This window comes from Streptomyces sp. NPDC029466 (assembly GCF_055574515.1).
This window is the reverse complement of the sequence record NZ_JBVHZH010000068.1, coordinates 16741-29201: the sequence shown is the minus strand read 5'-3', so window position 1 is coordinate 29201 and position 12461 is coordinate 16741. Positions and strand designations below refer to the sequence as shown.

General features: G+C 75.4%; 10 protein-coding genes. 7 read left to right on the top strand and 3 right to left on the bottom strand.

The annotated features are described in order from the left end of the window. Window positions 1-133 precede the first annotated feature (133 nt). Both ACZ4XD_RS34510 and ACZ4XD_RS34505 read right to left on the bottom strand, forming a co-directional pair. A complete protein-coding gene (locus ACZ4XD_RS34510; RefSeq protein WP_468048909.1) occupies window positions 134-1294 on the bottom strand; it encodes a helix-turn-helix transcriptional regulator in 1161 nt (386 codons plus the stop codon). 2 nt (window positions 1295-1296) lie between these two features. Further along, window positions 1297-2226 carry a DUF4097 family beta strand repeat-containing protein gene (locus tag ACZ4XD_RS34505; protein ID WP_468048906.1) on the bottom strand — a complete coding sequence of 310 codons (930 nt, stop codon included), beginning with the start codon at window positions 2224-2226 and terminating at the stop codon, window positions 1297-1299. Between the two features lie 196 nt (window positions 2227-2422). Between ACZ4XD_RS34505 and ACZ4XD_RS34500 the strand changes: the two genes are divergently transcribed. Beyond that, entirely contained in the window at window positions 2423-2857 is a 435-nt protein-coding gene (locus tag ACZ4XD_RS34500; protein ID WP_468048904.1) for a hypothetical protein, read from the top strand. Between the two features lie 112 nt (window positions 2858-2969). Here the strand turns inward: ACZ4XD_RS34500 and ACZ4XD_RS34495 are convergent, their stop codons facing one another. Continuing rightward, window positions 2970-3152, bottom strand: a complete 183-nt coding sequence (locus tag ACZ4XD_RS34495) for a DUF6104 family protein (RefSeq protein ID WP_018087464.1) — start codon at window positions 3150-3152, stop codon at window positions 2970-2972. A 153-nt stretch (window positions 3153-3305) separates the two neighbouring features. Here ACZ4XD_RS34495 and ACZ4XD_RS34490 point away from each other — a divergent pair, with 153 nt between their 5' ends. The 6 genes from ACZ4XD_RS34490 to ACZ4XD_RS34465 all read left to right on the top strand — a co-directional run bounded on the left by ACZ4XD_RS34490 (window position 3306) and on the right by ACZ4XD_RS34465 (window position 12417). Continuing rightward, window positions 3306-3725: a CU044_2847 family protein gene (locus tag ACZ4XD_RS34490; RefSeq protein ID WP_468048898.1), complete on the top strand. Its 420-nt coding sequence runs from the start codon at window positions 3306-3308 to the stop codon at window positions 3723-3725. After that, entirely contained in the window at window positions 3725-5983 is a 2259-nt protein-coding gene (locus ACZ4XD_RS34485) for a VMAP-C domain-containing protein (protein WP_468048895.1), read from the top strand. The genes ACZ4XD_RS34490 and ACZ4XD_RS34485 overlap by 1 nt, the downstream gene beginning before the upstream one ends. Before the next feature lie 347 nt (window positions 5984-6330). After that, window positions 6331-7386: an AAA family ATPase gene (locus tag ACZ4XD_RS34480; protein ID WP_468048893.1), complete on the top strand. Its 1056-nt coding sequence runs from the start codon at window positions 6331-6333 to the stop codon at window positions 7384-7386. Between the two features lie 5 nt (window positions 7387-7391). Then, on the top strand, window positions 7392-10778 hold the full coding sequence (locus tag ACZ4XD_RS34475) for an SAV_2336 N-terminal domain-related protein (RefSeq protein ID WP_468048889.1): 3387 nt from the start codon (window positions 7392-7394) through the stop codon (window positions 10776-10778). A 106-nt stretch (window positions 10779-10884) separates the two neighbouring features. After that, a complete protein-coding gene (locus tag ACZ4XD_RS34470) occupies window positions 10885-11103 on the top strand; it encodes a YxD-tail cyclophane-containing RiPP peptide (protein WP_042148635.1) in 219 nt (72 codons plus the stop codon). A gap of 159 nt (window positions 11104-11262) precedes the next feature. Further along, a complete protein-coding gene (locus ACZ4XD_RS34465) occupies window positions 11263-12417 on the top strand; it encodes an FxsB family cyclophane-forming radical SAM/SPASM peptide maturase (RefSeq protein ID WP_468048885.1) in 1155 nt (384 codons plus the stop codon). Window positions 12418-12461: the final 44 nt, after the last annotated feature.

Sequence of the window (12461 nt, the reverse complement as noted above, 5' to 3'; positions counted from 1 at the left end):
CACATCCCCCCCCCCCCCCCCCCCCTCGCCCCCCCCCCCCCCCCCCCCCCCCCCCCCCCCCCCCCCCCCCCCCCCCCCCCCCCCCCCCCCCGGGGCCGCAAGATCCCCTTATCTACGGCCCCGCCCCGGCGGCTCAGTCGTCCGGGTCGGTGTGGGACGCGTACTGCTCCGGGTGGCGCAGCAGCGCGCCGATATGGGCGGCGGCCGTCGACAGCCGGCGGCGGGACTCCCGGAGCTGTGCGGCGGTGACCCCGTGATCGCGCGCGGCGTCCCGCAGATCGTCGCGGAAGCGGTCCAGCAGCCGGTCGAAGTCGCGGGCGGGGTCGTCGCCGGGCGCTTCCCGCGCCCACTCCGGGGCCGGCGGGGCCTCGGCCGCGGCGGCCTGACCGGGGGCTTCCCCGGCCTGATCGACGCGCTCGGCCGTCACCTTCGTCCCGTTGTCCCGGCCGGCCGCCCCGGCCGCGCCCGGCTCGCCGTCACTCCGCCGGGCCTCGGACGGACCGCCGGTGAAGCGGCCGACCTCGCGGGACACCTCGGACAGCGCCTCGCGCACCACGCCCGACCAGTCGCCCGACCGCACCGCGCCCTGGGCCTGCTCCTGGACGCGCTTGAGGACCCGCTGGACCTCCTCCCGCGCGAACGCCTGGGCGTCCTTGGCCTGCTTACGGGCCCGCTGGGCGTCCTGCTTGGCGCGCCGGCTCTCCTCCTTGGCCCGCCGGGCCTGCTCCTTCCACTCCTCCTTGGCGCGGCGGAACTCCTCCTTCGCCTGCTGCCAGGACTCCTTGTCGCCGAACGCGCCGTCGAAGTAGTCGGCGGCATCCGGGAACGGCCGCCCGCCGGTGTCGTCCCCGGCGTCCGCGGTCCGTTCGCCGGTCCGCCCGGCCTTTCCGGAGCCCCGGGCATCCCTGCGGGCCTGCTGGGCGGCTTCCCGGATCTCGCGGCGCAGATCCCGCGCCGAACCGCTGACGTCCTCCCGGATGTCGGAGGCGAGCGCGGCGACCGACTCCCGGATCTCCAGTTCGAGGTCGGCCAACTCGCCGCCGCGGTCGGCGAGTTCGGCCCGTCCGGCGTCGGTGAGCGAGTAGACCTTGCGGCCGCCCTCGGTCGTGTGGGTCACCAGGCCCTCGGCCGCCATCTTGGCCAGCCGGGGGTAGACCGTGCCGGCGGAGGGGGCGTACAGGCCCTGGAAGCGTTCCTCCAGGAGGCGGATGATCTCGTAGCCGTGCCGCGGGGCCTCGTCCAGCAGCTTGAGGAGGTAGAGGCGCAGGCGGCCATGGGCGAAGACGGGGGGCATGCTCAGAGCACCTTCTTCTCGGCGGGCGGGTCGGTGGGGGAGTCCCCCTGCGGGCCGGGGGCCGGGCCGCCGCCGGGGCCGCCCGGCGGGTCCTCGTCCTCGAAGGCGGGGCGGCGGAGCAGGGCCAGACCGCCGGAGACGGTGGTGACCTTGAGGGTGCCGGTGCCCGCGCCGAGCGCGCCGGTGATCTTCTTGGCGCCCCACTGGCCGGTGACCCGCAGATCGTCGAAGGCGTTGGAGACCGTGCCGCTCGCGGTGTTGGCCTCCACCGTGGCGTCGGCCGGGTCCGGCAGCCGGATGGCGACCTCCCCGGAGACCGTGGTCAGGGCGATGTCCGCGCCCTGGGCGGGGTCCAGGTCGAGGACCATGTCGCCGCTGACGGAGTCCGCGCGCACCGCACCGCCCGCCCCGTCGATGACCGTCAGATCCCCCGAGACGGAGTGGAACCGCAGATCGCCGGTGACCGACTGCACCTCGACATTGCCGGAGACGGTGTCGGCCTGCACCCTGCCGGTCAGCCCGACGAGCGTGGCGTCCCCGGAGACCCCACGGACGTCCGTACGTCCCGAGATGCCGGAGACCACCGCGCCGGCCCCGACCACGCCGACCTCGACGCGGGTGCCGGCCGGCACCGTCACCGAGATGACCGCGCGGCGGTTCCAGCCCTTGCGTTCCAGGAACTTCAGGAAGCCCTTCCAGGGCAGGTCGTCGTAGGCGACCGAGAGGGTGCCGTGGTCGCACGAGACGGTCAGCGGCGGGCCGTGCAGCTCGCTGATCTCCACGCGGGCCGGGCTGCCGTCCGAGGTGCCGACGACGTTGACGGTGCCACCGACCACGCGGACGCTCAGGGCGTCGAGGGGGTCGGAGATCTCCAGCGTGCGTGGCTCGGCCACCTGTACCGGTCGCTGTGACCACTCGCTCCGGGCTGACATTCCGGGCCTCCCCTGATCGCCGGACGACGCAACATATCGCGTCTCGTAGAGACACGATATATCGCGGATTGTGGAAGTCAAGTGCCGGCACCCCGCAGGGCGATCATCGGCCGCCGGGTGCAACCGCGAGCCGTGGCAGCGGAGTCCTGGTCAGTGACCACCGATGTCATGGCGTCTGCCATAGAGGAGTTGAACTGTGCGTACATCCACGGGGCTGATCTCGACGCTGGTGCTCGGCGCCGCTCTGAGCCTGCCGGTGACCGCCGCCCATGCGGCTCCCGCCGAGGCTTCGGTCTCCGCCGCCGCGGCGTCCTGTCACGGGCTGATCAAGAATGCCTACTCGCTGAACAACAAGGCCATCTCGGCGAGCGGGGCGCGCAGCTACAAGAAGGCCGCCAAGTACAACGACGCGTCCCAGGGGAAGATCGTCAATGCCAAGGGCGCGTGCCGGAACGCGCGCCACCGCGAGGCGATCCGGAGGGCTCTCGACGCAGCCCAGAACGGGACCCAGGCGGCCGAGCACCACAACAAGAGGGCGTACATCGAGCACGACCGGGGGGCCGGGAAGGCGGCCCTGCACGATGAGTACGAGGTGAAGGACGACCTGCGCAAGGCGTTGCAGTACTCCTGATCCCCGGATCGCTCACGACGGTCCGCCGCCCTTCCGGGGCGGACCGTCCGCGGGACCCGGCCACCGGGGAACGGGAGCGCCGGGCCCCGGCCCCGGACCGTTCCCCGGTGGCCTATTCGTCCTCGTCCTCGTCGTCCAGGCGGGCCAGCCAGGTGGCCAGCCGCTCCACCGGTACCTCGAAGTCCGGATTGAGATCGACGAACGTCCGCAGCTGGTCGGCCACCCACGCCAGGGTGACCTCCTCCTCGCCGCGCCGGTTCTCCAGCTCCTCGATGCCACGGTCAGTGAAATACACGCGCTCTCCACCAGGGGTCATGGGTCATTCCCGGCCAGGATAGGCAGGCTCACGGACCTCTCGCGCCACAGACGCCCGACGGCTAGCCTGATCACCTGTCAACGGTCCTGCGGCAATTGGGAAATTGCCGCCCACGGGGCGCAGGAGGCCGTGATGCAAGATCGCGCACAGCGCATCGAACTTCCCGACGGTACGGAAGTCTGGGCCCGGGTCTCCCGGCTGGACACCCCGGCGCCGGACGGGACGGACGACGCGGACGGGGAATTCGAGGACGTCGGCGCCTGGGACGCGCTCGGGGCCCGGGTCGAGGGGCTCCGCGAGGTGATCGGCGGGGTCGCCGCCAGCGTCCGGCAGGCCACCGAACGGGTCGCGCCGCACGAGACCAGTGTGACCTTCGGCGTGGAGCTGTCGGCCAAGCCGGGCAAGGCCGTCGCCCTGCTCGCGGACGGCGAGGCGAAGAGCAACCTCTCCGTCACCCTCACCTGGCGGCGTGCGGACCGGGCGCCGTCCGGGGAGGCGCCGGACGGGCCGCATACCGCCGACCGCCGGGAGCCGGACGATTCGAGCCGCTGATGTCGACCTCCGAGGGCCGGGCCGCCGGCCGCGGTGACCGCGCCCGCTACACACAGCTCCTCGAACACGCCGGACGCACCACCGTCGCCCTGCGGCCCGCACCGGGCGGGGCCGCCGCCCGCCCCTGGGGCAGCGGGGTGCTGATCGCCCCGGGATGGGTGCTGACCTGCGCCCATGTGCTCGCGGCGAGCGACGGGCGGCGCCGCGAGACGGGCCCGGACGGGGTCTTCGGCGTCACCTTCGGCGGCCGGGTGGTGCCCGCCCGGCTCGCCTACGACCTGAGCCGCCCCGACCCGGCCGCCGGGCCCGCCGCCGTCCGCGCCGACCTCGCCCTGGTCCAGCTGCTCGACCCGGAGACCGAGCACCCCTGCGCCTGGCTCAGCGATCAGCCGGCGACGCTCCTGGAGGACGCGTACATCTTCCGCGGCCACGACGCGTCGGGCGCGGTGACCGAGGGGGACGGCGGCGCGGGCAGGGACCGCCGGGGGGAAGACGTCGTACGTGACACCGGGGACGGAGGTGACCCGCGGGACGGGCGCCCCGGCCCCGGGCCGGGCGACGGCCCCGGGCCGGGCCACGGACCCGGCACCCGGGGGCGCGGCGAGCACGGGGCGCCCGCCGGTCCGCGCGCCCCCGCACCCTCCGTCGACCCCTTCATCGCGGTCCGCTTCGGCGCCCGCGACGCCCGGGGCCTCCAGTTCGGCAGCGATGTCCGGGTCTCGCCCGGGGCCTCCGGCGGGCCGCTGCTCGACTGTGACCGCGGCGAGGTGGTCGGCATCGTCAAGGGCCGCCACCAACAGGACCATGTCGGGCTGGCGGTGCCGGTCACGGCGCTGCGCGGGCTGGGGCCGGAACACCTGGTCGCGGGCGCCGAGGGCCTGGGGCCCGACCCGTACCACGCGCTGATGAGCCTGCACGACCGCTGGCACTGGGCCGGCCAGGACCTCGGCCGGACCGTCGGGCCCACCTGGTTCGACGCCCAGCACATGATCATGGCGGGCCGCGGCCGTCTGTGGGGCGTCCAGGAGCGGCTCCAGGCGCTGGACCTGCTCGCCCGGCTGCCCGCACCGCGCGATCCGCTGGTCGTGGAGGCCGCGGTCGGCGAGGTGCTGGAGCGCGGCGAGCGGCCCGGAGCCTGGCTGCTGCGTACCTGGCGGGACGGGCACGGCGCCCTCTACCAGGGCAGCGACCCGTACACGGAGCTGCGCGCCTTTGTGCACTATCTGCGGATCGTGGCGCAGCTGACCGCCGACGAGGTGCGCGACGCCCCGGGCGAGGAGGCCGCCGCGGTCCGCGGACAGGCAGCCAGGCTCGCGGAGTTCGTGCAGGCCAAGGCGGTGGTGCTGCAGCCGCAGGACCGCCGGAGGATAGGGCCGGTACGCCGCCGGCCGTGCTCCGTGCTCGTCGAGTTCGAGCCGCTCTTCTACGACGAGGGCGGCCAGGAGCTGTTCAACTGGTCGGTCAGCGAGGGCTACGGCCAGGGGCAGTGGCTGCGGGTGGACGTCCAGGAGTCGGCCGGCGGGGTGCCGTTCGAGCAGGCGCGGGAGCAGGTGCTGCGGCGGCTCGGCGGACGGCTGCTGCGGGCCGACGGCGATGCCGGGCCGAATGCCCGGGTACGCCTGGAGGTCGCCGTCCCCGAAGGCCACTGGGACACCGCCGCCGGCCAGTGGGAGGTGGCGGCCTCGACCCGGCGCACCGCCCGGCTGCGGCCGGTGGGCCCCGGGCGCGCGGTGATCCTGCGCGACCAAGGGCGGCGCGAACAGGTCGACCCGGCCTGGCTGCGCCGCTGGCAGGGCCTGGCCGCCGCCCGGGAGCTGCAGGCCCTGCGCATTCCGCCGCGGCCGGGCGCCGACGGCGGGTCGGGTTCCGCCGAGGCGATCTGGCGGCTGCTGGAGACGGCCGGCGAGGGCGCGCTGCCGGCGCTGTGCCACACCGTCGCCGACGGGTTCGGCCGGGACGCGGTCGGCGTCGCCCTGGACACCGGCTTCCCGGCCGGGCTGTGGCCGGCCCACGGGCACGGCGAGGAACGGGACTGCGACGCCGGCTGCGAGGAGTTCCACCGCGGGGTGCGGGAGCTGCTCCAGGGGTCGGGCGGGGTGGCCCGGCTGCCCGAGCTGGTCCGGCAGTTGCGGGCCAAGGCCGCGGAGGCCGCGGAGGAGGGCACGCATTGGGCGCGCGATCTGGTGCTCCTGTACGACGACCCGGAGGACCCGATTCCGCCGCTCTTCACGGACCGCCCCCAGATGTCGCCGCGCTGAGCGGTCGGGGCGCCGCCCCCTGGCGCTCCGGGCGCCGCGTACGCCCCGTACACCTCGCACGCGCCCGGTGCCCGGCCGGGCGGCATCCGCCCCTGTAGCGGCAAGTCACGCCCCGTACCTGGCACTTGAGCGCCCACGATGCCCGCGCGGGAGACCGGAAACCGCCCCGTGTGCTTCCGTCCGGGTGGGTACTGTCATAGCGTCGTGGAAGACTTGTTCGTGAGGACGCGACTGCGTGACTGTGGGTGGCGGACGCGGGGGGAGGCCGAGCGGATGCCGAGATCTCCGGCGGTCCGCCATGACCATCGCTCCTGACCGAGGCCTGGCCGGCGACGAGGAGTTCCGACGTGAGCGACTGGCTCATCTACCGTGGCGCGGGGGCACCGCACGACGGAATTGAGCATCTTCCGCCGCCGCCCCCCTGGCGCGATTTCGACGGCGGCCCCCTCGTGGCGCCGCCGGCCGCCCTCGACCCCTCCTCCGAGCGCAGGCTCGGCGTGCGGCACCGGGAGGCCAGCCACCACCGCCCCGGCGAGACCGAGCGTGAGCTGGTCAACGCCGCTCTCTACCTGCGCCGTCCGCTGCTGGTGACCGGCGCACCGGGCAGCGGCAAGAGCACCCTGGCCCATTCGGTGGCCTACGAACTCGGCCTCGGCCGGGTGCTCGGCTGGCCGGTCGTCAGCCGCAGCACGCTCCGTGACGGTCTGTACGACTACGACGCCATCGGCCGCCTCCAGGATCTCCAGATCGCCCGCGCCGCCCCGGCCGCCGCGGAGGGTGCGGCGCCGGCCGGCCCGGACCCCACCGACGAACCCGGCGGCGGTATCGGCCGCTATATCCGCCTCGGCCCGCTGGGCACGGCCCTGTTGCCGGCTGCCCGGCCCCGGGTGCTGCTCGTCGACGAGCTCGACAAGAGCGATATCGATCTGCCCAATGACCTCCTCAATGTGCTGGAGGAAGGGGAGTTCCGGATTCCGGAGCTGGAGCGGCTGGCCGGATCCGCCCCCGAGGTGGAGGTGCTCAGCGACGACGGCACCCGGGTGACGGTGCGCGACGGCCGGGTGCGCTGCCGTGCCTTCCCCTTCATCGTCCTCACCAGCAACGGCGAACGGGACTTCCCGGCGCCGCTGTTGCGCCGCTGCATCCACCTCCATATCCCGGTGCCCGACAAGGAGCGGCTCGCCGCCATGGTGCGGGCGCACTTCGGCGAGGGGGCGGCGGAGCGCTACGAAGCGGTGATCGACCGCTTCCTGGACCGCGAGCCCGGCGATGTCCGCGCCGTCGACCAGCTCTTCAACGCCATCCACCTGACCCAGAGAGCGGGCTGGACGGACGAGGACGAGGAGGAGACGCGGCGGCGTCTGACGGCGGAGCTGATGCGGCCTCTTGACCGGACGAGGTGAGTCCGGTGCCCCCCGGGGAGCCCGGCCCGGGCCCCCTCGACGAACTCGTCGCCCGGCTGACCGCGGCGGGGCTGCCGGCCGACGCCCGCGGGATGGCCGATGCCCTCTGGCTCGCCCAGTGGATCACCCCGGGCCCCGCGCGGGCCGAGGGCACCGCGGACGCCGGGCCCACCCACGGGGACCCTCCGGACCGTAAGGATTCAGCCACTTTCCGGGTGGGACCCTCCGCATCCGCTGAGTTCGCGGGGACGGGTGGGGCGGCACCGGGCGGCGGCGGGACCGAAACGGCGGACGGGGACCCCGCGCCATCCGTGCTCCAGGAGGGCGCCCGGCGCCGGGTCGCGGAGCTGCTGCCCACCCGTGACCCGGGGGAGACGCCCGCGCGCTTCCCCGACCCGGACCGGCAGCGCCTCGGCGAGGTCGCGGTCCCGATCGCCTCCGCGTTCCCCGGACTGCTGCCGCTCCAGCGTGCGCTGCGGCCCATCCAGCGCTACCGCCCGCCGGTCGCCCCGGTCCCCCGGAGGCTGGACGAGCCCGCCACCGCCGAGCTCTCCGCCCACGCCGAAATGATCATCCCGGTGCTGCGCGGGGTGCACCGCCGGGCGGCCGGTCTGCGGCTCCTGATGGACGGCTCGTCCTCGATGGCCGTCTGGGAACAGATGCTGCACGACCTGCGCCAGGTCTGTGAGCGGGTCGGCGCCTTCCGCGATGTCACGGTGCACTACCTCCATCCGCACGGCCCGGACGTGGGCGTCGCGGCGGCCCCCGGCCCCGGCCGTCCGCTGCGCCCCGCCGACCAGCTGCACGACCCGACGGGCCATCACCTCACCCTCGTCGTCAGCGACTGCGCGGGCCCCCTCTGGCGGGACGGCCGGATGCAGCGGCTGCTCTACCGCTGGGCGGCCGACGCCCCGCTCGCCGTCGTCCAGCCGCTGCCGCAGCGGATGTGGGCGCGCACCCTGCTCCCCGCCGTCGCCGGCACCCTCGTCCGCCGCCAGGGCCCCTACCAGGCGCTCGGCTTCCGCCCGGCCCGGCGCCGCCGCCGTCCCGCCGGGCCTCCGGGCACCGACGAAGTGCCCCGTGAGCGCGCCATTCCGGTGCTGTCCGCCACTCCGTCCGCGCTCGGCTCCTGGGCCCGGCTGGCCGCCGCCGACGCCGGTCTCTCGCTGCGCGGTGCGGCCTCCGTCGTCCGGGCCGACCACGGCACCGAACACCCGGCCGGTCCGCCGCCCGCGCCCGGCGGCCCTGCCGCGCCGGCCCGTATGGTCCGCGAGTTCGACCAGCAGGCCTCGCCGGCCGCCCGGCTGCTCGCCGTCCATCTGTCGGCGGTGCCGCTCGCGCTGCCCGTCATCCAGCTCGTCCAGCGCGCGATGCTGCCGCAGACCGGCCCGGCCGAGCTGGCCGAGGTGCTGCTCAGCGGACTGGTCACGCAACTCCCGGCGGACGAGCGGCCGTCGGGGGAGCAGACCGGGGTGAGCGGCCCCTGGTACGACTTCGTGCCCGGTGTACGCGATGAACTCCTCGCCCGGCTCAGTGCGGGGGAGGCGGCCCTGGTGCTCAAGCACTGCTCGCTCTACGTCGAGCGCACCTTCGGCCGCAGCGCCCGCAACTTCCCGGCCGTCGCGGTCGCCATGCTCTCCGGCAGCGGCCGGGAGCCCGAGACCGGCCAGCGGGCCGTCCCCGAACCCTTCGCCCGGGTCTCGGAACGGGTGCTGCGCCGCTTCGAGCCCGCGCTGCGCCCGCCCGCCCGGCGGCCGTACGCGACCGAAGGACCCGCCGCCGAAGGCGCGGCCCTCCTGGAGCGCTACGAACAGGACCGCGCCGGGCGGGACCTGATCGAGGCGGTCCGGCTGCTGCGCGCCGCCACCGAACGCCTGCCGGTGGCCGGCACCGACCTCGCCCGCGCGCTGCTGCACGCCTGGGCGACCTGGCGCCAGCCGGACGCCCTGGAGGAGGCGGAGCACGCGGCCCGCGCCGCCGAACGGGCCACCGCGGGCGAGCCCGTCGACGACCAGGAGGGCGCCGTGGCGGGCCGGGAGGCCGAGCGCACCCGGGCGCTGATCGTGCTGGGCCGGGTCGGCCACGCCCGCGCCCGGGAACGCCGCGCGGCCGGCACCCCCGCCGAGGAGCGCACCGCGCTCGCCGACGCCGCCCGCCATCTGCACGCCGCCTGCGGGCTGATGAGCCTGCTGGACCCCCGCGTCCTGGAGAGCATGGTGTTACGCACCGAGGTCCTGCGCCGCCTGGCCGCCCTGCCGCCCGTACCGAGCACCGACGGAGCGACCGACCCCGACCCCCTCGACGAGGCGGAACGCTCGCTCACCACGCTCCTCGACCAGTGGCCCAGCGGAGAGCAGGTGCCGGGCGAGGTCTATGCCGCCCGCGGCGGTGTGCTGCTCGACCAGGCCCGGCGGGCCGCCCGCGGCGACACCGGAGGGCCGCGCCCCGCCGAGGCGCTCGCCGTCCGCGCCGCCGACGACCTCGACACCGCCGCGGTCCTGCTGCGCCGCCGCGGTGGCGCGGCCGACCGGCTGGTCTGCGAGACCCTGCTCGACCTCGCGGCGGCCCGCCAGCTCAACGGCGGCGCGGGTCTGCCGTCCGTGCTGCCCACCCTCGAACACGCCCGTGCGCTGGCCCATGAACTGGACGACCGGGCCCTGGAAGCGGACAGCCTGCGCCGTACGGCCGCCGCCCAGCGCGCCGTGCACACCCGTACCGGCGACCTGACCGCACTGGACGCCGCCATCGCCGCGCTGGCCGCCGCCCTCCGGCTGACCACCCCCGATTCCCCCGAGCACAGCGCGCTGCTCGCCGAGCGCGGCGCGGCACTGCTGCTGCGCGCCCGGCTGGAGCCGGCCGGGGAGCCGGGCAAGCGGCTGGCCAACGAGGCGGTGCACGTCCTGCGCGAGGCGCTGGGCCGGGTCGCGCCGCAGGACCCCGACCTGGGCAGTCACCGGCTGCTGTTCGGCCGCGCCCTGCGGCTGCGCTACGAACGCCAGCCCTCGCTCGCCGATCTGCACGAGGCCGACTGGATCCTGGAGCTGGCCGCCCGCGGCGCGGACGTACCGGACGCCGTGGCGGCCGAGGCCTGGCTCGAAGTGGGCGATGTGCAGCTGCTGCTGGACCGCCGCTTCGACTCCCGTGAGCGCCATGACCGGGCCGCCGCCTGCTACCGCCGGGCCGCCGCGGCCGCCCGGCGGGCCGACAGCGCCCTGCCGGCCGCCCGTGCCCACCACCGCCGTGGCGAGGTCCTGGAGGTCACCGCCGGACCCCGGTCCGCGCTGCACGCCTACCGCGAGAGCTGGGAGCAGTGGCAGCGGGCCGGCGAGGACACCGGCCCCGAGGCCCAGCGCACCCGCGCCCGTATGCGCGCCCTGGAATCCACCGCCTGACAGGCCCGGGGCACCCCGTCCGGCTGCCTGGCCGTCCGCAGCGGAACGTGTTTCTGTGGACGGCAGTTCGGGAACACACCCGTCCAGCCGGCCAGAGGAGAGCAGCGTGGCGACTACCCCCCGCACCGAACCGGCTGTGGCCGCCCCGCCGGGGCCGTCGGCCGAGCGGCTGCCGGACTTCGCCGGGGTTGACGTGGGCGTTCTGGCGGCACGGACCGACCATGCGGTGCTGGGCGAGGTGGCGGCGCTGCTGCTGCGCAACTGGCCGTCGGCGGAGGACGCCGTCGCCTATTACGAGGACGGTCCGGAGAAGGTCTTGCACTGAGGGTCGAGAACGGTTGTTTTTGGGCAAACGTGCAAGGAAACCGGCCAGTTGCTGGGGGAAATTGGTTCCTCGCCCGGGGGCGGAGCCATGTACCAGGCAGCGGGCCGGAATCGGTGAGCCCGTACCTCGACGCAGGCAGACGAGAGCAGGGGGCGACCCGTGGCGGGGGAGAAGACCGGCCCGACCGCTGTCGTGCCCTTCCGGCAGTTCGTGCTCAAGGTCCACAGCCGCTGCAACCTCGCCTGCACCTACTGCTACATCTACGCCGGGCCGGACCGCAGCTGGCGCGCGCGCCCGCCGACCGTCCCCGCCGCCACCATGCGCCAGACCGCCCTGCGGATCGCCGAACACGCCCGCACCCACCGGCTGCGCGAGGTCCGGATCGATCTGCACGGCGGCGAGCCGCTGCTCACCGGCCCCGGACCACTGCTGGCCCAGGCCGCCGCGGTCCGCGCCGCGCTGCCCGCCGGATGTACCGCCGACTTCGGGGTGCAGACCAACGGGACGCTGCTCACCCGGGACATGATCGACACCCTCGGCGCCGCCGGGTTCCGGCTCGGCCTCAGCCTCGACGGCGGCACCCCCGGCCTCAACCGCCGCCGCATCGACCACGCAGGCCGGCCCTCCTGGCCCGCGGTCTCCCGCGCCGTACGCCTGCTCCACGACCGGCCCGACGTCTTCGCCGGCATCCTGTGCACCATCGACATCACCGCGGCCCCCGCCGAGGTCTACGACTCGCTGCGCGCCCTGGACCCCCCGATGGTCGACTTCCTCCTCCCGCACGCCAACTGGACCAGCCCGCCGCCCGCCCCCCTCGGCCCGGCCGGCCGCACCCCGTACGGCGACTGGCTGTGCACCGTCTTCGACCTGTGGTGGGACGGCGGCCCCGGCCCCCGCGTACGGGTCTTCACCGAAATCCTCGGCCTCCTCCTGGGCCGCCCCAGCTCCAGCGAGGCGGTCGGGCTCTCGCCGGTCGTCGCCCTGGTCGTCGACACCGACGGCGCCATCGAACAGGTCGACTCGCTCAAATCCACCTACGAGGGCGCCGCCGCCACCGGCCTCGACGTCTTCCGCCACACCTTCGACGACGCCCTGGCACACCCCGGTATGGCCGCCCGCCGGAGCGGCCGGGACGGCCTCGGCGCACAGTGCCGCGGCTGCGCCCTGGTGGAGGTGTGCGGCGGCGGCAACTACGCCCACCGCTATCGCGCGGACGCCGGCGGCTTCACCAATCCGTCCGTCTACTGCGCCGACCTGGAGCGCCTGATCCGGCACATCGCGGCCCGCCTGGACGCCACGGTCGCCCTCAACTGACCTGCGTCCGAGATGACCTGACGACCTGTCGTCATATGGAGGGA